The 20,435-nt window shown below is 38.2% G+C and carries 20 protein-coding genes and 1 pseudogene; 4 read left to right on the plus strand and 17 right to left on the minus strand.

Going from position 1 to position 20,435, the window contains the following annotated elements:
- Nucleotides 1-134: 134 nt before the first annotated feature.
- The 4 genes from BIV60_RS25045 to BIV60_RS25060 form a co-directional block, all read right to left on the minus strand.
- Nucleotides 135-1,211, minus strand: coding sequence for a bifunctional 3-deoxy-7-phosphoheptulonate synthase/chorismate mutase (locus BIV60_RS25045; protein WP_071358442.1), 1,077 nt, complete (start codon nucleotides 1,209-1,211; stop codon nucleotides 135-137).
- A gap of 276 nt (nucleotides 1,212-1,487) precedes the next feature.
- Nucleotides 1,488-1,820 (minus strand): bacillithiol system redox-active protein YtxJ, encoded by a 333-nt coding sequence (gene ytxJ, locus BIV60_RS25050; protein WP_071358423.1) that lies wholly within the window; start codon nucleotides 1,818-1,820, stop codon nucleotides 1,488-1,490.
- An 88-nt stretch (nucleotides 1,821-1,908) separates the two neighbouring features.
- Entirely contained in the window at nucleotides 1,909-2,397 is a 489-nt protein-coding gene (locus tag BIV60_RS25055; protein WP_071358424.1) for a YtxH domain-containing protein, read from the minus strand.
- A gap of 27 nt (nucleotides 2,398-2,424) precedes the next feature.
- Nucleotides 2,425-2,892, minus strand: a complete 468-nt coding sequence (locus tag BIV60_RS25060) for a DUF948 domain-containing protein (RefSeq protein WP_071358425.1) — start codon at nucleotides 2,890-2,892, stop codon at nucleotides 2,425-2,427.
- 199 nt (nucleotides 2,893-3,091) lie between these two features.
- Here BIV60_RS25060 and BIV60_RS25065 point away from each other — a divergent pair, with 199 nt between their 5' ends.
- Nucleotides 3,092-4,207: an aminopeptidase gene (locus BIV60_RS25065; protein ID WP_071358426.1), complete on the plus strand. Its 1,116-nt coding sequence runs from the start codon at nucleotides 3,092-3,094 to the stop codon at nucleotides 4,205-4,207.
- 192 nt (nucleotides 4,208-4,399) lie between these two features.
- On the opposite strand, the gene murC is transcribed toward BIV60_RS25065, so the two are convergent.
- The 6 genes and pseudogenes from murC to BIV60_RS25095 form a co-directional block, all read right to left on the minus strand.
- Nucleotides 4,400-5,698, minus strand: a complete 1,299-nt coding sequence (gene murC / locus BIV60_RS25070; protein WP_071358427.1) for a UDP-N-acetylmuramate--L-alanine ligase — start codon at nucleotides 5,696-5,698, stop codon at nucleotides 4,400-4,402.
- A gap of 310 nt (nucleotides 5,699-6,008) precedes the next feature.
- A pseudogene (locus BIV60_RS25075) lies at nucleotides 6,009-8,156 on the minus strand (DNA translocase FtsK); the annotation flags it as partial.
- Between the two features lie 520 nt (nucleotides 8,157-8,676).
- Entirely contained in the window at nucleotides 8,677-9,471 is a 795-nt protein-coding gene (locus tag BIV60_RS25080) for a DUF1444 domain-containing protein (protein WP_071358429.1), read from the minus strand.
- 87 nt (nucleotides 9,472-9,558) lie between these two features.
- Nucleotides 9,559-9,873, minus strand: coding sequence for a thioredoxin family protein (locus tag BIV60_RS25085; RefSeq protein ID WP_071358430.1), 315 nt, complete (start codon nucleotides 9,871-9,873; stop codon nucleotides 9,559-9,561).
- 16 nt (nucleotides 9,874-9,889) lie between these two features.
- Entirely contained in the window at nucleotides 9,890-10,420 is a 531-nt protein-coding gene (locus tag BIV60_RS25090; RefSeq protein ID WP_071358431.1) for a DUF84 family protein, read from the minus strand.
- 16 nt (nucleotides 10,421-10,436) lie between these two features.
- Nucleotides 10,437-11,510 carry a M42 family metallopeptidase gene (locus BIV60_RS25095; RefSeq protein WP_071358432.1) on the minus strand — a complete coding sequence of 358 codons (1,074 nt, stop codon included), beginning with the start codon at nucleotides 11,508-11,510 and terminating at the stop codon, nucleotides 10,437-10,439.
- A 169-nt stretch (nucleotides 11,511-11,679) separates the two neighbouring features.
- Between BIV60_RS25095 and BIV60_RS25100 the strand changes: the two genes are divergently transcribed.
- A complete protein-coding gene (locus tag BIV60_RS25100; RefSeq protein ID WP_071358433.1) occupies nucleotides 11,680-12,000 on the plus strand; it encodes a PepSY domain-containing protein in 321 nt (106 codons plus the stop codon).
- A 192-nt stretch (nucleotides 12,001-12,192) separates the two neighbouring features.
- On the opposite strand, the gene BIV60_RS25105 is transcribed toward BIV60_RS25100, so the two are convergent.
- Entirely contained in the window at nucleotides 12,193-13,029 is an 837-nt protein-coding gene (locus BIV60_RS25105; RefSeq protein ID WP_071358434.1) for a YtnP family quorum-quenching lactonase, read from the minus strand.
- 65 nt (nucleotides 13,030-13,094) lie between these two features.
- Nucleotides 13,095-13,757 (minus strand): tRNA (guanosine(46)-N7)-methyltransferase TrmB, encoded by a 663-nt coding sequence (gene trmB / locus BIV60_RS25110; protein WP_071358435.1) that lies wholly within the window; start codon nucleotides 13,755-13,757, stop codon nucleotides 13,095-13,097.
- Nucleotides 13,758-13,913: 156 nt separating this feature from the next.
- Between trmB and BIV60_RS25115 the strand changes: the two genes are divergently transcribed.
- Nucleotides 13,914-14,192, plus strand: a complete 279-nt coding sequence (locus BIV60_RS25115; protein ID WP_071358436.1) for a YtzH-like family protein — start codon at nucleotides 13,914-13,916, stop codon at nucleotides 14,190-14,192.
- On the opposite strand, the gene BIV60_RS25120 is transcribed toward BIV60_RS25115, so the two are convergent.
- From BIV60_RS25120 to pepV, 4 genes are all read right to left on the minus strand, one after another.
- On the minus strand, nucleotides 14,193-14,966 hold the full coding sequence (locus BIV60_RS25120; protein ID WP_071358437.1) for a phosphotransferase family protein: 774 nt from the start codon (nucleotides 14,964-14,966) through the stop codon (nucleotides 14,193-14,195).
- 220 nt (nucleotides 14,967-15,186) lie between these two features.
- Nucleotides 15,187-17,331, minus strand: a complete 2,145-nt coding sequence (pulA, locus tag BIV60_RS25125; protein WP_071358438.1) for a type I pullulanase — start codon at nucleotides 17,329-17,331, stop codon at nucleotides 15,187-15,189.
- Between the two features lie 152 nt (nucleotides 17,332-17,483).
- On the minus strand, nucleotides 17,484-18,050 hold the full coding sequence (gene thpR / locus BIV60_RS25130) for an RNA 2',3'-cyclic phosphodiesterase (RefSeq protein WP_071358439.1): 567 nt from the start codon (nucleotides 18,048-18,050) through the stop codon (nucleotides 17,484-17,486).
- A gap of 24 nt (nucleotides 18,051-18,074) precedes the next feature.
- Nucleotides 18,075-19,496, minus strand: a complete 1,422-nt coding sequence (pepV, locus tag BIV60_RS25135; RefSeq protein WP_071358440.1) for a dipeptidase PepV — start codon at nucleotides 19,494-19,496, stop codon at nucleotides 18,075-18,077.
- Between the two features lie 419 nt (nucleotides 19,497-19,915).
- Between pepV and BIV60_RS25140 the strand changes: the two genes are divergently transcribed.
- A complete protein-coding gene (locus BIV60_RS25140; RefSeq protein ID WP_071358441.1) occupies nucleotides 19,916-20,137 on the plus strand; it encodes a DeoR family transcriptional regulator in 222 nt (73 codons plus the stop codon).
- A gap of 76 nt (nucleotides 20,138-20,213) precedes the next feature.
- Here the strand turns inward: BIV60_RS25140 and BIV60_RS30660 are convergent, their stop codons facing one another.
- A complete protein-coding gene (locus tag BIV60_RS30660; RefSeq protein WP_256218546.1) occupies nucleotides 20,214-20,348 on the minus strand; it encodes a hypothetical protein in 135 nt (44 codons plus the stop codon).
- Between the last annotated feature and the right edge of the window lie 87 nt (nucleotides 20,349-20,435).

The raw sequence follows: 20,435 nt of genomic DNA on the forward strand, positions 1-20,435 counted from the left end.
TTTAACCTTTTGGACGGATTGGCTTGTGACCTCGAGTGGGCAGGACGCTTGCGCTGGACAATTCTCGAAGCCGAATTTTCTTTCTTATCTCAAAAAAAACCTTCTGCAATTCTTGCAGAAGGTTTTTTTGTAATTTATATCTGTACAAAGTTGGATGCGAGTAATTCTTTGTAAAAATTATCAAATTGTTCAAGATTCATTTGCTGCTGGGCATCAGATAATGCTACAGCAGGATCTGGATGAACTTCTGCCATCACTCCATCTGCTCCAATAGCAATTGCAGCTTTAGCTGCTGGAAGCAGAAGATCTCTTCTTCCAGTTGAGTGTGTTACGTCTACCATAACTGGCAAATGAGTCTCTTGTTTTAAAATCGGTACTGCAGAAATATCTAATGTATTTCTTGTTGCACGTTCATATGTGCGAATACCACGTTCGCAAAGAATAATTTGTCCGTTCCCTTGTGCCATAATATATTCAGCAGCATTAATAAATTCTTCAATGGTCGCCGCAAGTCCTCTTTTCAACAATACAGGCTTATTTACAGCTCCGGCTGCTTTTAATAATTCAAAATTTTGCATATTACGGGCACCAATTTGAATCACATCAAGGTACTCAGCTGCCATTTCAATATCGGCAGGATTTACAATTTCGCTGATTACAGCCATATCAAGTTCCGTTGCAACTCGTTTTAAGATTTTTAAGCCTTCAACACCTAAACCTTGGAAGTCATATGGTGAAGTTCTTGGTTTATAGGCTCCTCCACGTAAAAGTTTTAGCCCTTTTTCCTTCATGGCTTTGGCAACAGTAGCCACTTGCTCATAGGATTCAACCGCACAAGGTCCAAATACAAAATGCGGCTTGCCATCTCCAATCTTTTCACCTTTTAAAGTAACAATTGTGTCTTCAGGCTTTTTCTTTCTGGAAACTAGCAATGCTTTACTGTGATCATCTTTTTGAAGATCTAACCCTGCCTTAAAAATTTCTTTAAAAATATGATCAATGGTTGAATTTTCAAAAGGACCATCATTGTGCTCTTTGATAACTTCCAGCATTTTTCTTTCACGGACCGGGTCGTATCGGTAAACTCCCTGGTGACCTTTTACTTGGCCAATCTCTTGAACGAGCCGGGCTCTTTCGTTAATTACCCTCAACAATTCCAAGTTTAATTCATCTACACGTGACCTCAGTTGCTCCAATTCATTTGCGGTCATGATTTTCCCCGTCCTTTCATCGCCATTCAGATATTTATATTCCATAAATCCTGAGTGCCGTTCGTTTTAAAATTTAATTTGAAAAAAATTTTCTGTTTTTTCAATAATTAGGCTTTATTATAGCGGAAAAAATTATTTTTGTCACCACTTTTTTCTTTAATAATTAAACGCTTTTAAGCATTAAAGTAAATTAAAGATAATAAATTAATATATGATGTAAATTTGATTAATGTGAGGATTTTAAAAAAAGCACCCTAAATGGATGCCGGTAAAAATTTACTGATTTTCCCCAATCGCTTCTGCCAAGGAACGCTTGGTAATTTTCCAATGAGAGGCATTCCAGCGCGCTTCGCCATTTGAAAACAGGATCGCTTGAGGTGATTCATGCTTTATATTAAATTTCTCTGCTATTTCGTTTGATAGTGGGCGTGAATCCTGGACAGCTAAAAAGTAAGCAGGAAGAGCCGCTTCTGCATCGGCAAATTTTTGATATTCCTGATATGCAGCCTGACTGATTGGACAGGTTAAACTATGTTTTAAAAGAAAAAATTTCTCTTCTTTTTTCAGTAATTCTTCAAACTGTTCTTGTGTTTCTATTTTTTCTAACATTTTAATTCCCTCCAAAAAATAAACGGTGAAGTCATTTTATCACTTCACCGTTCCTATCACAAATAATCGGTTTACGATTTCAAAAAATTTAGTGTTTTACTTTTAACTCTTCCTCATCAAAAGCTTTTTTTGCTTCTTCTAATTTTCTTTTTATATCATCGCTATTTAGAGGAATTTCCGTTCTTATGCTCATCCTTTTTTCTTGTGGGGGGTGAATAGGAATATAGATTACTTCTGATTTTTCTCCTTGTTCTTCATTGGCCTTGGGCTTCAGTTTAGTTTTGCTCAAAAGATCAGATGATTGCTGAACAATTCCTTGTGTAATGGATGTCGTTTTAGATGCAAGCTGGCTGCTTTTGTTAACCATATCCCCCCGCAAATCCACGGTTTTTTCCATAAAAAGCCCGGTTTGCTTACAAAGCTTGTTTCTTATTTCCTTGCCTGCTTTAGGTGCAAACAGCAGTGCTGCCGCCGCCCCTACCATTCCGCCTATTATTGCACCAAGTAAAAAACTATTGCCGGAATCCTCGTTTCTTTTTTGGTTCGTTTCTTGTTTCTCGTTTTCCTTGTTAGACATCTGCCATCCCTCCTTGGCTTTGTTATTTTATCTTGCTCTTACCCTTTCTCTTTCTCTTTCAACTGGTGAATTTAAATCTTTTTCTTGTTTTTTTGCCTTCCATTTATCCTTGATTTCAAGAATAACATTACTCCATTGAATAATTTGTGAAACTTTTTCCCTACTTTGTTCAACCTGTTTGTCAAATGAATTTGTCAGTCCTTGTAATGTCCCATTAAATTTGCTTACCGTTGTCCCAACTTCCTTCACCGCATCCACAACACTGTTTAAACTTTCTGACTTATATTTAAAATCATCTGCAAGAGCATTCGTTTTTTGTAAAAGTGCGGTTGATTCGGATGTGACCCCTTCAAGTTGTGATTCGAGCCCTTCAAGAGTTTTTGATACGCTTTTAAGAGTCTCTCGAAGAGACGTGAGCATTTTGGAAACATAAATTACCAGGACTAAAAAAGCAATTGCAATCAAGGCAACGCTTAAGTATAAAATAATAATCATTCTGCACCTCCGCTTGATTCTACCATTATGTATTACCCAACCATGTTGAGTATAAACCTCATCAACATTCTATACTACTTCAATATTTTTGTCTTGTTTTCCTGCTATTTGATTGATAAAATATCGTTATTTTTCAACATTTAATCATATTCGGGTACAATAGAGAGGTAGTATAAGATTTTTCTCGGAGGCGTTTGAAATGAAGGATCCACGGATTGAGAAACTTGCAAATAATTTAATCAACTATTCTGTTCAGCTTCAAAAGGGAGAAAAGGTATTAATTGAGAATTTTGGATTGCAGCGTGAACTCGTTACCGCTTTAGTTAAGGAGGCTTATGAAGCAGGAGGCTTCCCATTTGTTCTTTTAAAAGACCATCAAGTAGACCGTTCTTTACTACTTGGTGCCCAGGAAGAACAATTTAATCTAATGGCTGACTTTGAAGCTAATGTGATGAAACAAATGGATGCATACATAGGCCTGCGTTCCGGCAGTAACATAAATGAGCTTGCTGATGTACCAGATGAAGGAATGAAGATTCAAGGGAATACGATTGGAAAAAAAGTTCATCGCGACATCCGGGTGCCGAAAACAAAATGGGTTGTCCTTCGTTATCCGACATCTTCCATGGCTCAATTAGCGAAAATGAGTACAGAAGGATTTGAAAACTTTTATTTCAATGTTTGTAACCTGGATTATGGAAAAATGGATAAAGCAATGGATAGCTTGGTTGAACTTATGAACCGAACAGATAAAGTTCGGCTAACAGGCCCAGGTACAGACCTTTCCTTCTCGATTAAAGATATTCCTTCTATCAAATGTGCGGGAAGATTGAATATTCCTGATGGAGAAGTGTATACCGCTCCTGTCAAAGACTCTGTCAACGGTGTTATTACCTACAATACTCCTTCCCCATATCAAGGATTTACATTTGAAAATGTAAAACTTACCTTTAAGGATGGAAAAATTGTTGAAGCGGAAGCAAACGATTCTGAGCGAATCAACAAAATTTTTGATACCGATGAAGGCGCCCGCTATATCGGGGAATTTGCCATCGGGGTTAATCCGTTCATCTTACATCCGATGCAGGATATTTTATTTGATGAAAAAATTGCAGGCAGCTTCCATTTCACACCTGGCCAATGTTATGATGATGCATTTAATGGAAACCATTCCAACATCCACTGGGATATGGTAAATATCCAACGTCCAGAATATGGCGGCGGTGAAATTTATTTTGATGATGTCTTGATCCGCAAGGATGGTTTATTCGTTATTCCTGAACTTGAAGGACTTAATCCTGAAAACTTGAAATAAGAAAAGCGCAAGCGCCTTGCTCAGCCTCAGGCATAGCACAAGACAAGCCTGCCGAAAGGTTGTTCTTTAACCTTTTGGACGGATTGGCTTGTGACCTCGAGGGGCAGGACGCTTGAGCTGGACAATTCTCGAAGCCGAATTCTATACTTTCATAATAAAAAATGGATGCCGCTTATCGGCATCCATTTTTTATTATGAAAGCTGTTTTTCGTATGATTCTTGGAATTTCTGAATATCTCCCGCTCCCATAAAAATAATTACGCTATTATCAAACTTTTTAAGGACAGATGTATTGTCTTCGTTAAGAATTTCCGCCCCTTCAATTTTTTCCTGAAGATCCTTGATTGTCAGTTTTCCATGGTTTTCACGAGCAGAACCAAAAATATCGCATAAATAGGCCTTATCTGCTTTGCGTAAACTTTCAGCAAAATCTTCAAGAAACGCTTGCGTACGCGTAAAGGTATGCGGTTGGAAAACAGCAATTAACTCCCGATCAGGATATTTTTGTTTAGCCGCTTCAATTGTTGCTTTTATTTCAGTAGGATGATGTGCATAATCATCAATTAAAATTTGTGAGCCCATTCTTTTTTCAGAGAATCTTCTTTTAACTCCCTGGAACGTACTTAACTGTTCCTTGACAATCGAAACATCAATTTCTTCGTAATGACAAATAGCAATGACTGCTAGAGAATTTAAAACATTGTGATCGCCAAAGGTTGGAATCGAGAAGGAATCATAAAAAGTATTTCGAATAAATACATCAAAGCTCGTTCCATCTGTAGTTTTCACAAGATTTTTGGCTTGGTAGTCGTTCTCTTCATCAAAACCGTAAAACAATACTGGAACCTTTGCCTGGATTTTTTGAAGCTGCTCATCATCCCCGTACGCAAATATTCCCTTCTTTACCTGGATGGCCATCTCTTGGAAGGCTGAAAAAACATCATCAATATTGGCAAAATAATCCGGATGGTCAAAATCTATATTGGTCATGATTGCATAATCTGGAAAGTAGGATAAAAAGTGCCTTCTATATTCGCATGCTTCGAAAACAAAATATTCGGCGCCTTTCTGGCCTTTTCCTGTACCATCGCCAATTAAAAACGATGTAGGTTTTGCCCCCTCCATAACATGAGCAAGCAGCCCTGTTGTGGATGTCTTCCCATGGGCGCCTGTAATCGCAATACTTGTAAAGTTTTGCATAAAATCTCCCAAGAACCGATGATAACGGACAATCGGAAGCCCCAGCTTCATCGCCTCTTGAATTTCTTCGTGGGTATCAGGAAAGGCATTTCCTGCAATAATAGTCATTCCCGGTTTGATATTTTCTTTTTGAAAGGGAAGGATCTTTATTCCTGATTGCTCAAGGGCAGTCTGAGTAAAAAAGCGCTTTTCGACATCTGAGCCTTGCACTTCAAAATTCATATCATGCAGAACCTGTGCCAACGCACTCATTCCAGATCCCTTAATACCTACAAAATGGTAAATAGTCATCTAAAGAACCTCCAACCAACGTCTATCTGTAAAACAGTATATGACATCTTACTTTATTTGCTAAAAGAAAAGCGGAAGCGCCTTGCCCAGGGGCGACGAGCATAAGACGAGCCGACATGAAGGTTGTTCTTTAACCTTCTTGACGGATCGGCTTATGACCTAGAGCCCCTAGGCGCTGGAGCTAGCCACAAAAAGTTAACTATATTCTCATTGTAATCACATTTAAATATTATAACACTCTTTGTTCTTAAAAACTATTTAATAAGTGATTACTGTTATTTTACAATTTTAACGCAATAAACAATCTATGTTAGTGCCCATTATAAATCGATTCTAAATCGGATGCGTTCATTAAGACCTCACGTGGCTTGCTGCCATTTGCACTTGAAATAAACCCATTTGCTTCAAGCATATCCATTAATCTTGCTGCACGATTATAGCCAATTTTAAAGCTGCGCTGCAAACTGGAGGTGGAAGCCGTACCTTGGTCGATGATAAACTCACAGGCTTCATAAAAAAGTTCATCTTCCTCCTCTGTAACTTGCGCTTTCTTTAGAAGTTCTTCTTGTTCGAACAAATAATCCGGTTCCTGCTGTTCCCTTGCATGGGCAACGACAAGATCAATTTCTTCATCAGAAACATAGGTTCCTTGCAGGCGGACTGGTTTCGATGAACCATTTTCTAAAAAGAGCATATCACCACGACCAAGCAGTTTTTCAGCCCCGCTGATATCAATGATTGTCCTTGAATCAATTTGGGATGAAACGGAAAAAGCAATTCGAGTTGGAACATTTGCCTTGATCAATCCTGTAATAACATCAACAGAAGGTCTTTGAGTGGCAATGATTAAATGAATTCCACAAGCTCTCGCCTTTTGGGCAATTCTACATATGGCTTCCTCCACATCCGCCGGAGACATCATCATTAAATCCGCTAACTCATCGATAATAATCACAATAAATGGAAGCTTATCGGAATATCTCTTATGTTCCATTGCAAGCTCGTTAAAACGGTTAATATCCCGTACGCCGGTATGGGCAAAAAGCTCATAACGTCTTTCCATTTCTTCCACAGCCCATTTTAAAGCTGCGGTTGCCGCTTTTACATCCGTTATAACCGGACTGACCAAGTGTGGAATCCGATTATAAGGAGCGAGCTCTACCATCTTCGGATCAATCAGCAATAGCTTTAAATCTTCAGGACTCGCTTTAAATAATAAACTAACAAGAATTGTGTTAATACAAACACTTTTTCCCGAGCCAGTTGCACCCGCAATTAAACCATGCGGCATTTTCTTTAAATCTGTCACAATTGGTTTCCCCGAAATATCAAGCCCTAGCACAGCAGTTAAAGGGGAACTGGATTCTTTAAATACATTGCTTTGGATAATTTCATTAATAAAAACCGGCCGTGATTTCTGATTAGGAACTTCAATTCCTATCGTATGCTTCCCAGGAATCGGAGCCTCAATCCGTATGTCTCTTGCTGCAAGGCTTAATTTAATATCATCGCTAAGGTTTGTAATTTTATTAACCTTGACACCAGGCTCTGGCTGAACCTCGAATCGGGTAACGGCTGGACCTTGTGTTACATTTACAACTTTTGCCCCTACATTAAAATTTTGCAGGGTTTGATTTAGTAATTCTTGTTGGTATTCAATCCAACCAGTATCTTTTTCGACTATAACTGGCGGGTTTAACAAAGAAATCGTAGGAAATTGATAGACATCCGTTTCCGAAATAGCTACTTCCTTTTCAGCTTGGGTTTCAAAATATTCTGCTGTCACTTCTTTTGGCTCTGTATTTTCTGCTTGTGCTTCAGCCTCTTCCTTCGGTACAGTGTCTTCTTCTTGAGAAATCACTTCTGCCTTTGGTTCAGATATTTCTATTTGAAAAGCTGGCTCCTTCTTTGGAGCTACCTGAACCACAGGGACCTCTTTAACCATTGCAGCATTAATTTCCAATTCAAGCGGTTTTATTATTTCATTTCCTATTATTCTTTGTTTTTTTCTTTCTTCCCATTTCTGCTTATCCTGTTTTAACATCATGACATTGAAAGGTAAATGGGACCGTTTTTGACTTGGGTTTTCCTGCACCTCAATGGTTTCTTCGCTCATTTGCGGAGAGTTTTCAGGTTCATCAAGTTGAACAGATATGGTATTTTGATCACGATCATCTAAAGAGTCTGGGACGTTTAAAGAGGACTCCTGGTATTTCGTATCCTTCTCTTTTTCAACTTCCATCCTTAACGGACTTGGTTCTGTTTTTAAGGTAACAGAATGTTCATGTTGTTCCTTAGTTGGAACAACATGAACATCGAGAATGTCTTGGTTCGTTTCAGCCGAGTCAGTCTCTTCTTTTAAAAAATGAGTCAGTTCATGCTCAACAACGATGGAACTGCTCGTCTTCACAGGTTTTTTAAACCCAAAAACAGGTGAAGGAATTTCAGTCGCATGAAAAGGTCTGGTTTTTTTTGGCTGCTGCTCAGTTTGGATTTTCGGTACTGCTCTTTTCTCAGGCTTAACCTCGGTATGCTCGGCCTCTTTTCTTTTCTGTTGCCTTTCCACTCTTTTTGGAGGATTTTCATTATTTTTGGCAATGTTTTTTTCATCTTGGGTAATCGGTAAACGAAGCTTTCCTTTTGGATATTGGTAGGAAATACGGGCATTAATATCCCTGCCGCCTTCCTTATTTTTTAAAGAAGGAAGATCTCTTAACTCATTATGTATTTTAGATTGATTCGATTCATAATTAAAATCATCTTCATCTTCTTCATCATTTTTAAACCTTTGAAAAAAGTTTTGGAACCAGCTCAAAACTATCACTCTTTCTACTTTCATCTATTATTCTATTTTAGCAGTATTTGATAGAATTTCGACAAAAAAACTAATCATTAGTCAAAATATAGTGGTATAGGTTGTACTCTGTAAAAAACAAATGAAAAAAGACCACTTTTTATTGTGATCCTTCCCCATTTTTTCACTTATTTTTTCCTAAAATAAAGATTGGCTCTAATTCCCCGTCCTCATATATAAAAGACAATGCCGTTATTGGCACATGGCCGCCTGCAAAGAAACTCATTGCCATTTGCGCCATAACGTCATAGCCCCGGTCATTACGGACATCGGCAATAATCAGCACATCTTGGTGCGGCACAGCTAAAACCATCGTTCCTGAAACTTTCTTTTGCATCTCGTTTAAAAAGCCTTTATTTAGAATTCGGCTTGCATCATAACCATCATTTGAATTGAGGAAATAAAAGACATTTCCAGCAACTGAATCTTCTTTCAAGGGGGTTGGAAGTGATCTTGCATTAAATAAAGCAATTTCTTTGATTCGCTTTTCTTCCCATCCCTCATTTTCCATCACACGTGAATCAATTAATCGATAGGTTTTTCCCATATCAATGGCATAATAAATTTTTGTCTCGGCCGTATGCTCATCGACTAAAAATGATACACCCTCTTCTGCTTCAGATGGAAAGGAAGTGGAACGAATAACCGGAAAAATATTCTTTTCATGGTTTGTTAATTGAACTTTGTCTTCCATGGCCTTTAGGCCTTCTTCAACATAATAAACCACTTCATCGATTGCTTTTTCTTTATGGGCATGCCAATTCGCGATTATTCCCGGTAAAGAAATCGTTATCCCTTTCCCGGCTGTAGTGTTTTCAATTCGAAGCTGATCTTTATCGCGGTCATAAGTGATGTTCCGATTCGATGCCGCTAATCTCTGTTCTAATTCTTTTCGCATTTTTCTGCTATCCATTTTCATATAAAAATCCCTCCATTGAAAAGGAGATGCGCAACTTATTGTAACATGAAAAAACTCCATCTCAAAGGGAGATGGAGGGAAACCGATTTATTTTAGACCCTTTATGAAGTTTTCGATCTCTTCTTGGGTTTTTCGATCTTTACTTACAAAGCGACCAAGTTCTTTTCCATTTTCAAAGCCGATAAAGCTCGGAATTCCAAATACATCAAGCTGCCCGCAGAGATCAATAAATTGATCACGGTCAACATGAATAAAAGTATAGTCCTTAAAATTTTCCTCGATTTCAGGGAGAACCGGTTCAATGAAACGGCAATCTCCGCACCATTTTGCTGAAAACATAAATATCGTTTTTCCGTTATCACGAAGTTGTTCAAATTGCTCCATTGATTCTAAATTTTTCATATTAAATTCCTCCAGTTTATTTTGTAAGTTTATATTTAAGGTTCGTTTGATAATGGTATTGTCCAATCAACAGGTTCATGATATGAGTAAACATTTCATCCCGTTTAATAAAACCATTGGTAAAAATTCCAATTGCCCCTTCTTTTTTACGAACATTTTCCCTTTTAGAAAATTCCTCCATTACTGGACCTAATTCTTCTCCAGTTCTTAAGCGTGCCGCCACTTCTTCAGGCAGCAGGATTTTTGCTCCTCCGGCAATAATCGGTTCCTGTTTTTTTGCGGTAAGTGCACCCCAATTACAAATGAATAACCCATGTTTTGATTCCTGCACGCCGCCTTCAAGTCCAATGCCAATATCACCATTTCCCTGTTCAAGTGCACCTTTTGCCCGATTGATGGCACCTTGAATTGTCTCGTCATCCGAAAATGGCTGGTCACTTACTCCTGATGGAATATCTAATGCAAGAAATTCTGCGTCCGTTTCAACAAATGCATTTTTCATTGCGGTAATTTTAGCAGGATTTTTTGTTCCGATTACGATTTTCAAAGTGCTGTCCCTCTTTTTAGCTATTTGATTTGATGGAATCCACGGTTGTTTGGTCACAAGCTTTTACAAGTTTGACTAATAATTCTTTAGCAGCCGCATAATCATCGACATGAATAATGGAAGCATGTGTATGGATGTAGCGGGAACATATCCCGATAACAGCACTTGGAACACCTTCATTTGATAAGTGAACTCTTCCTGCATCTGTTCCGCCCTGCGACACGAAATATTGATATGGAATATGATGAGTCTCAGCCATATCTAATACAAATTCTCTCAATCCACGGTGTGTCACCATAGAGCGGTCTAAAATACGTAGTAAAGTTCCTTTTCCCAACTGCCCAAATTCAGACTTCTTCCCTGACATATCATTTGCAGGGCTTGCATCAAGGGCAAAAAAGATATCAGGTTTAATCATATTGGCTGCCGTCTGGGCTCCTCTTAACCCTACTTCCTCCTGAACCGTTGCTCCGGAATACAAAATATTTGGCAAGGTTTCATTTTTTAATTCTTGAAGAAGTTCAATAGCTAATCCACAGCCATAACGATTATCCCAAGCCTTTGCCAAAATTTTCTTCTGATTGGCCATTGGTGTAAAAGGACAAATCGGTAAAATTGCCTGCCCTGGCTTTATACCAATTCGCTCGGCATCTCCCCTATCATCGGCACCAATATCAATCAGCATATTTTTGATTTCCATTGGTTTATTTTTCTTGGATTCATCAAGAAGATGCGGAGGGATCGAACCCACTACCCCAATCACTGGACCATTGTTCGTCATAATTTGAACACGTTGGGCTAAAAGAACCTGGCTCCACCAGCCGCCAAGCGTTTGGAAACGAATCATCCCATTATCGGTGATGGAAGTAACCATAAAACCTACTTCATCCATATGTCCGGCCACCATGACAGTCGGTCCGCTTTGACTGCCCTTTTTCACACCAAAAATACTTCCAAGGTTATCCTGGACAATTTCATCCGCATATGGGGTTAATTGTTCCCGCATAAATTTTCGTACTAAATGTTCATTTCCAGGAGCACCGGGAAGCTCCGTCAAGGTTTGAAAAAGTTTTAAAGTTTGTTCGTTCATTTTCAAACTCCTTAAAATTTATTTATGTATTATTTTATTTTACAGAATCATTTCTATGATGACCAACATTTCAAACTGCCAATGGTTTTATTATGTTCAGACTAATAAATACGATATACTAAAAGAAGATTGAAACTTTGAGTATGTATATTTCGGAGGTGCTTAGTTTATGAACTGGAAATCTTTTTTGTTTGGTGCAGCTGCAGGAGCTCTTGGCAGCATAGCCGTAAGAGAACTGATTGCTCAAAAATCAACGATTTCACCTGAGAAAGTGTTAACAAATGTAAAAAACCAGTTTAAACAAAATGGAGCCATTAGCGGATCATGGATCCATATGAAACCCGAGCCCTATCAAAAGGAGCATATTCACTATCAAGTTTTTAAAGGCGGCATTTCAAAAAATAACAGCGGTGAAAACGAGCAATATGAATTCATTGCCGATGCAAAAACGGGCACCATAATCGATGTCCATTCTTTATCTACTAACTAAGAAAAGCGCAAGCGCCTTGATCAGCCCCGACAAGCACAAGACAAGCCGGCCGAAAGGTTGTTCTTTAACCTTTTGGACGGATTGGCTTGTGACCTCGAGGGGCAGGACGCTTGCGCTGGACAATTCTCGAAGTCGAATTTTATACTTTTTATCTCATAAACCGAAAGCCGTATCCTTGATACGGCTTTCGGTTTAGTTTCTTTTTATTGACTCCACAATTTGTCCATCTAGCCCCCATTTAACTGCACGATAAAAGGCATCATGATAAAAGGTAAACCAGGCATTTTTTTCAAGGGCATAGGGCAGCCATTTCTCTTTTGCCGCAATCGAGTTCATCGGATAATCATCATAGGCCATAACCCAAAGGACATTTTGATGGGCATGCGTCGCCAATAGATCCGCCATGTGTACAGCCAGTTCATCGCCATCTTCAATTAGTAAAATCGAATGACCATTACTATGCCCGCCAGTATGAATCATGGTAAGGGAACCTAAGTTCCACTTTTCCTCAAATGGAATCACCTGGTTTTCAATCGCCTGCCAATTTTCCTTCCAATATGTATTTTTCGAACGGATATTCGGATTCCGCATTTCATCCCATTCAATTTTGGAGGTAATAATTTTTGCATTTGGAAAAGTTGGTATATATTCCCCGTCAACAAGCTTTGTTAGACCACCGGCATGATCAAAATGCAAATGCGTCATCAAGACATAATCAATCTCTTCCGGTTTTAATCCAGCCTGTTCAAGAGATGCTTCCAATTCCGATTCCTTTGTTACTCCAAAATTCCGTAATTGTTTTTCCGTTAATTTTCCTTTGCCAATTCCGGATTCAACTAATAGATTCATTCCATCCATTTGGATTAAGATCGGATCTGTCGAACATTCTATTTGGTTTTTTTCATTGGCCGGATATTTTTTCGACCACAATATTTTCGGCACAACTCCAAACATCGCACCGCCATCCAAGTTTGTAACTCCGCCTGAAAGCCAAATTAGCGAAACTTTTCCTATTTGTAACCTATCCATTCACATCTCCTCCTTTCCTCTATTTTATCATTTTCTGACAATTTAAAAAACAAAAAGAACAGGCCCTATAAAGAACTGTTCTTTCCATCATTTTGATATTTTACTTCGCAACGATAAATACGGTTTCCTTTTTCGGAAAATTTCTGTTCATATTCCGTCATGATATTTCCTTCATAATCGCTTTTGTGAAGGTCAAGACTGAGATATTTCAATAATAAACCATACTCAGAAAAACTCATTAACGAATACTCGAATAGCCCTTGATTATCTGTTTTAAAATGAATTTCTCCGCCGTCGATTAAAATGTCCTCATATTTCTTTAAAAAATCTTTATACGTCAATCTTCTTTTTTCATGTCGAATCTTTGGCCATGGATCGGAAAAATTTAAATACACCCGATTTACATCATTTTTTGCAAAATATTTTTCCAACTCGCTTGCGTCCACATTTAAAAGCTTTAAGTTCGGTAAATCCGCTTCAATTAAACGATCTAATGCGGCAACAATCACGCTGTCATATACCTCAATACCCATGTAGTTAATATCCGGGTGGGCTTTAGCCATTTCCGTGATAAAACGGCCTTTTCCTGTTCCAATTTCAATGTGAAGCGGCTGAGCTTTCGCAAATGCTTCGTTCCATCTGCCTTTGAAATCTTCTGGATTTGACACAATATATTGTGGATGCTGTTCTATTTTCTCCTTTGCCCAAGGCTTATTTCTAAGTCTCATCTTTACACTCCTAAAAATAATTTCGTTCAAACCTTACCATCTATAACTTATGCGCGCAAGACAAATCTTTTGGAAATGATGGCAATGTATAATCAAAAAAAGAATTCACAACCTAACTGTGAATTCTCTTATTATCACTTGAAAGGGTGTTACTCTATGCCATTAAGTCACCAAGACCAAGTTACCTTGCTAAAAGATATATTAAGTAATCATCAAACAGATTGCTGCGGATCTGTTGCAGAATGTGAACAATTGGAACGGTTAGTCAAATCCCTTATGGTCAATACACAAGTTGATCAAAATGTAAAAAACATTTTGCAGGAAGTTTATCGATACAGCCAAAATGGAGCCCAGACTGCCCATTTAGACCAGCATATTTTATCAAACCAGGAAAACCTTTCAGGATGGGTTAGTCAAATTGATCAATTTTCATAATTAAAAAATCACATTTAAAAACTTTACCCACTTATCCATTTCCTGAAATCTACTTTTGTTTTTATGCCATTGTATAGAGGACAGTGTTTGGATTGCCACATACCATTTCATTCGCAGTCTTAAATCGTCCGTTAAGGTTTCTCCGTACATTGCTAACCATTTGTCCCAGCGTTCTTCCGGAATATACCAATAAAGAAGAAGCCCTAAATCAATAGCTGGATCGGCAATCATCGCCCCGTCCCAATCAATCAAATACAACTGGTTGTTCTCGTCCAGCAGCCAGTTGTTATGATTGACATCACCATGGCAAACGACCTTTTCTTCGCTAAAAATATTCGATACTTCTTTTTTTAAAAAGTCCATCGTTTTTTGTACTTCCGGTATGCCAAGAACCTCTGACTCTAATTGTGATTTTACTGATTGAAAAATCGTTTCCGGAGACAATGCTGTTTTTTCAAGGCGACTTAACATGCCAAGCATTGGTTCTGAGCAATGGATTTTTTTCAGAAGTTTCGCGACGACCTCATGATCCATTTCGGCCGGTTTAAGTTCCCTGCCGGAAAGCCATTGCTGTGCTGTTATCACGTCACCATTTTCCAATCGTCTTGTCCAAACAAGCTTAGGGACAATGCCTTCAGCAGATAAGACTGCAAGAAATGGAGAGGAATTGCGCTTTAGAAATAGCTTTTGATCATGATATTGCGCAAAAAAGGCTTCTCCAGTTGCGCCTCCTGCCGGGACAATTTCCCATTCTTGTCCAAGTAAATGTTCCAAAATTGTTCACCTTCAATTATGACCGTTCTAATGGGATACATCCCATCTAAATTCCGAAGTAAAATCGTTGCTGCTTAAAGGTTCTTTCTTTCCAGTATTACTTCAACAGCTTTAAAAAATAACAAAAATAAAAAAAAGCTATTGATATCATTTTCACACAATAGCTATCTTAATAAATTTTATCTCCAATAGGCTTTTTTCGTCAAGTAATCTTGCCAATCTATTTTTTCGCAAAAATATTTAAACTGATAGGATGAATTTTTGTTTTCCTCTCGGAGATTCTCCTGCTATAAGAATTTCCAGCATCATTATGGTCAGCTAATACAAACCATTCTCCTTCTGTAAGCTCTATCATTTCTTCATTTTTCCGGGGATTTATGACGAGAATCACTTCATGAAATTCCCCACTTTTATTTTGATATTTAAAGCCAATAAGCGGTGCAGGAAGGGGAAGGGGTTTCATAGAGGATTGGATTTCCTCGGCAGTGCGCACTCGGAAACAGGATAAATCCTTTCGAATTTTGATTAGTCCTTTTATATATTGGACATTTTTTGTATATTTACTTTTTCGATCCCAATCCAGTTGATTAATGGAATTAGGAGATCGATAGCTATTTCCCTCTCCTTGTTTCGTGCGGAAGAATTCCTGACCGCTATGAAGAAATGGTATCCCCTGTGCCATGATAACAATGGAGGTAGCAAGCAAATGATACTTCATTCGTGTGGATTCATCCTCAGTCCGATGGCATGCCATAAGTTTATCCCACATCGTGTGATTATCGTGACATTCAACATAATTAACAGATTGAGACGGTTCATTGAACATCCTATTTTCTTTTTTTACAATGCCAACACTGCCTGCCATTAATTCGGCTGCTGCTTCAACGTAATGTTCATTCCCAAAAGCATATCCTTTATCAAATAAATTAAAAGTACTCCCTTTAATGGTGTCGCGAAATTTATCATTGAATTGACCAATTTGAGAAAGTTTTGACTGGTTTTGAATAATCGCTTTTTGTTCAAGCGGAAGGGGTGTATTTAAATTCCAGCCTTCACCAATCAGCAGAATTCCCTTGGACAAGCGATCACACATTTTTCTTATTTCCGACATCGTTTGGACGTCATGAATTCCCATTAAATCAAAACGAAAGCCATCAATATGGTATTCTTCTATCCAAAAACGAATTGAATCGAGGATATATTTCCGAACCATTTTTTTTTCTGATGCAATATCATTTCCAACGCCCGTACCGTTTGAAGGAAGCCCAAATTCATTATGGCGGAAATAGTAGCCTGGTACAATTTTTTCAAAAGAAGAGTTTTCACGTTTGAATACATGATTATAAACGACATCCATCATGACTTTTAGACCGTTATTGTGCACTTGATCGATTAATTCCTTCAATTCCTTTATTCTTGTATAGGGGTCAGTTGGGTCTGTTGCATAGCTGCCTTCCGGGGCATTAAAATGGACGGGGTTATAGCCCCAGTTATAATCCTTTTGAGGGTCTAATTCATTTACTCCAGCAAAATCGTGGAAGGGCAGAAATTCAATATGGGTAATCCCTAAATCCTTTAAATAAGATAGGCCTGTCTTGTCTCCTTCGTTTCTTTTCGTATTTATTTCCCCCGCACCAAGATATAATCCTTTATGCTTTATTCCACTATTCGGATGGATGGTAAAATCCCTGATATGGGTTTCATAAATAATAGCGTCAACAGGGCTTTCCAATACTGGCAAGGATCGTTTCGGCCTCGCCGTTTTTTCCAGCTTAACAATGACACCATGCTCCCCATTGACCGAAACAGCAATTGCATAGGGGTCTACAGCCTCCTGCCATATTTGATTCACCTGAACGAGAAATGTATAGTGATAATACTCCAGATCACCTTGGACCATTGCAGCCCAGACACCACTGTCCTCTCGCTTCATTTTTATAATTTCGGCAAAAGTACCTTCAGCCGGACGAAGTTTGACTTTAACGTGAACAGCAGTCGGCGCCCACAGTTTAAATCGGGTATAGGAATCCGTACATTTTACTCCGAGATCATGACCATCATAATAAAATTTTTCATCGAATAAATCTGTACGAATCACTGCTCCGATTTGAAGATCTGTTTTACCTCCATGTTCATCGATAATCCAATATAATCTTCCAAAATCAATTTCCACAGGCAGCTGACAAACATATTTATTATTATTTTCTATTCTACTTTTCTCCAGGATTTTCAGTGGCTGTGCATGAGACCCGTCACTTATCGAAAATGTTGCGGACAAACCTTGATGATATGAAAGAGGAAGAAGAATCGCAATGATCTTCATCTCATCCAAATAGGCAAGAAAAGTTCGTTCATCAGAAATCATCCGAATCCCTCTCTTTCAAATCAGATTGTAACAAACCTCGTATTCAAATATATGCTTTTAACCATTAATTGATAATTATTTGTTGACCTGATATAACGTAAAAATAAGAAATATCCGCCCGCTGTCCGATTAAACACTTAATTAAATCAAGATTAATTAAAAGGAAAGTTTTCCTTGACTTCATACTTTGGTGTTTTCTGAAGATGGGTTTGATATAAAACTATTTCACTTACTGAAAAAGCTATTGGTTCCGGCTGCAGGTCCTTCCAAACATCAAACCTTTTTTGATGAAAGGGTTCATCTCCAGTCCATTTCTTTGCAAGTGTGATATGAGGACGAAACGGTCTTGTTTCGAGTTGAAAGCCTGCATCCTCACATGCTGAAAATACCTTTTTTCTGACTAATTGAAGTTCTTCACTTTTAATGGTATCTGCCCAAAAGATGCTTGGAGACTCTTCACGCCCAAAAATTCCGAGTTCGTTTATCTTTAATGTAAAAGAATCTGTTCCCATTAGTTTATTTCTAACGTTTTCTTTTGACCTCTCCAGTTGTTCCTGAGGTGCAAAACCTAAAAATGCTAAAGTAATATGTAAATCCTCATGATGAACCCAGCGGTGAAAAGGAAGAGAAACTTTTAGTTTTTCACAATGCTCCTTCATGATTAATTTTATTTCTTCCGGTATAGGGGCAGCATAGAAAAAATGAGTTTGATGACTCATCCATTTATTCCTTCCTTCTGATTTTTATTCCACTTTGGCCAGCTCATAGATAGCCTGGGCGTAAATGGCTGTTGCTCTGAATAAATCCTCAAGATCAATATACTCATCCTTTTGGTGGGCAACATCCGGTCTTCCCGGAAATAATGGACCAAAGGCAACACCTGACTTAAGCGAACGCGCATAGGTTCCACCGCCAATTGCCAGCAGCTCCGCTTTCTCACCCGTCTGCTCTTCATAGACTTTCTTTAATGTTTGAATCAAGAATTCTTTTTCATCAACATGATGTGGTTTGGAATCCGAAAAGTTTTCAATTGTAAAACCTTCGTTTTTCAACAGGGCATCTAGTTTTTCTTTTGTTGTTTCCATTTTGTTTGTTACGGGATATCTGCAGGTCATTCCAATCCTCCCACCGTCCGCTTTTGAATAAGAAAACTTTCCAGGGTTGATCGTTAATTCTCCTGAAACATCATCTGAATTGGCGACCCCCAGATGACCCCCTCTGGAATCATCAAAGAAGTAACGGGAAACAAATCGAAAATAAGTGGCGGCTTTTTCATCTAAATCGAGTTTTGAAAGAAACTCTGCTAAAAATAGTCCAGCATTTTTCCCATTTCTCGGCTCCATTCCATGAGCGGAGATTCCTTTTACTTCTAAAATTAACTCTTGATTTTTATTTGATAATTGATGTTCCAAATCATATTGGTTCATGAAATGTGTAAAGCTTTCTGTTATTTGGGCCTGATTCTCTTTGACATGAATTACTGCTTTTGCGTAATCTGGAACCATGTTATATCTTTTTCCGGAGATAAAGGTTTGCACCTCTACATTTGCATTCACCTTCTCCTCTACAGTTCCTTTTTGGACCATATCAAAGTCGGAAATTCCCTTTTCCGCATTGATGATAGGAAAATCAGCATCCGGCGCAAAACCAAGTGAAGGCATTTCTTCATTCTTAAAATAATGCTCCACACAGCGCCAATTGCTTTCTTCATCTGTTCCAATAATCATTCGAACCCGTTTTTTTAACGGCAGACCGAGCTCCTTCACAATCTTCATGGCATAATAAGCCGCCATTGTTGGTCCTTTATCATCAATTGCTCCCCGCGCATAGATTCTTCCATCACGGATTTCTGCTGCATAAGGGTCACTCGTCCAGCCATCTCCCTCGGGAACAACATCGACGTGGCAGAGAATACCCAATAACTCTTTCCCTTCACCAAACTCCAGGTGACCGGCTAAATTGCCAACGTTTTTAGGGATAAACCCATCCTTTTCCCCCAATGTCAACATGTAATCTAAGGCCTCTTTTACACCTTTACCAAGCGGTGCATCCGGTACGGCATTTTCATCATCTAATAAACTTTTGATATGTAATAGCCCCTGTGCATCTTTTATAAGTGCCTCTTTTCTTTTCTCTACCTCATGAATCCAATCAATCTTTGCCAATTTAAATGCCCCCTAAACCATTTTCAATATTATTATTGCAAATATCTTATAAATTTACATAACAAAAACGAAATATGGAATAGAGTTGCTTAAAAAAATTTACTAAAAATTCAATTAATTAATCATATTTGTAGCTTGATTCCCCATATTCTATATTAAGAGAATTAAAAGGAGGGAGAGTTCGCTTAACTAATTCATAAAAGATTATTTTGTAAAATGATGTATAATGGTGGAAATTTTCTGAAATTGTGGGTACAATAAGGTTAGATGTATGACATCTAAGTGTCCACTTAAAACGATCCATGCAAAGGAGATGTCTGCGGAAAAGAAAACTACATATTCTTGAAGGATTATTCTTCAAAGAGGCTGTCGGTAGAGGGATTCGCCATAGGTTTGAAAAAAGGATAGGGAGTGGTTCTTTGAAACCTTCAACTAACCGGATGTTAAACCGCATCAAATGTATCTACATGTTTATTCGCAATAACGGCACTGTGACAACGCAGGAACTTGTAGAGGAATTTGGTATCACTCCTCGCACCATACAACGAGATTTAAATGTCTTGGCCTATAATGACTTGGTAATCAGCCCAAGCCGCGGAAAATGGACCACCACAGAAAAGAAAGTAAAAATGACATCTTAAACAAAATTATGAATAGTAAAGCAATATAGCACGCGAATCCTTCGCGTGCTATTTTTTTCGAAAAGAAGTACATTCTTTATCTCTTACCGTCCGCATGTAAAAAATCTACGCCCGTTATCGCCTTAAATTCTTGTTCATTTATGATTCCGAGCATTTTAAAAAGAAAAGAATATTTTAGAATTTTTTTATGGATTCGCGGGGTCGAATTCATTTCCATCACCCTCCAATTTTATTATATTTTATTCGACAATTCTAAAAAGTTTCCTTGAGGCAAAAAAAATTCTTACAGTGAATAATT

It is taken from the genome of Bacillus sp. MUM 116 (assembly GCF_001866655.1).
GTDB lineage: Bacteria > Bacillota > Bacilli > Bacillales > Cytobacillaceae > Neobacillus.

Excerpts from the sequence above, each read along its gene's own strand:
- BIV60_RS25045 (WP_071358442.1), bottom strand. The coding sequence starts at position 1,211 with ATGACCGCAAATGAATTGGAGCAACTGAGGTCACGTGTAGATGAATTA.
- ytxJ (WP_071358423.1), bottom strand. The coding sequence starts at position 1,820 with ATGTTAGAAAAAATAGAAACACAAGAACAGTTTGAAGAATTACTGAAA.
- BIV60_RS25055 (WP_071358424.1), bottom strand. The coding sequence starts at position 2,397 with ATGTCTAACAAGGAAAACGAGAAACAAGAAACGAACCAAAAAAGAAAC.
- BIV60_RS25060 (WP_071358425.1), bottom strand. The coding sequence starts at position 2,892 with ATGATTATTATTTTATACTTAAGCGTTGCCTTGATTGCAATTGCTTTT.
- BIV60_RS25065 (WP_071358426.1), top strand. The coding sequence starts at position 3,092 with ATGAAGGATCCACGGATTGAGAAACTTGCAAATAATTTAATCAACTAT.
- murC (WP_071358427.1), bottom strand. The coding sequence starts at position 5,698 with ATGACTATTTACCATTTTGTAGGTATTAAGGGATCTGGAATGAGTGCG.
- BIV60_RS25080 (WP_071358429.1), bottom strand. The coding sequence starts at position 9,471 with ATGAAAATGGATAGCAGAAAAATGCGAAAAGAATTAGAACAGAGATTA.
- BIV60_RS25085 (WP_071358430.1), bottom strand. The coding sequence starts at position 9,873 with ATGAAAAATTTAGAATCAATGGAGCAATTTGAACAACTTCGTGATAAC.
- BIV60_RS25095 (WP_071358432.1), bottom strand. The coding sequence starts at position 11,510 with ATGAACGAACAAACTTTAAAACTTTTTCAAACCTTGACGGAGCTTCCC.
- BIV60_RS25100 (WP_071358433.1), top strand. The coding sequence starts at position 11,680 with ATGAACTGGAAATCTTTTTTGTTTGGTGCAGCTGCAGGAGCTCTTGGC.
- BIV60_RS25105 (WP_071358434.1), bottom strand. The coding sequence starts at position 13,029 with ATGGATAGGTTACAAATAGGAAAAGTTTCGCTAATTTGGCTTTCAGGC.
- trmB (WP_071358435.1), bottom strand. The coding sequence starts at position 13,757 with ATGAGACTTAGAAATAAGCCTTGGGCAAAGGAGAAAATAGAACAGCAT.
- BIV60_RS25115 (WP_071358436.1), top strand. The coding sequence starts at position 13,914 with ATGCCATTAAGTCACCAAGACCAAGTTACCTTGCTAAAAGATATATTA.
- pulA (WP_071358438.1), bottom strand. The coding sequence starts at position 17,331 with ATGATTTCTGATGAACGAACTTTTCTTGCCTATTTGGATGAGATGAAG.
- thpR (WP_071358439.1), bottom strand. The coding sequence starts at position 18,050 with ATGAGTCATCAAACTCATTTTTTCTATGCTGCCCCTATACCGGAAGAA.
- BIV60_RS30660 (WP_256218546.1), bottom strand. The coding sequence starts at position 20,348 with ATGAATTCGACCCCGCGAATCCATAAAAAAATTCTAAAATATTCTTTT.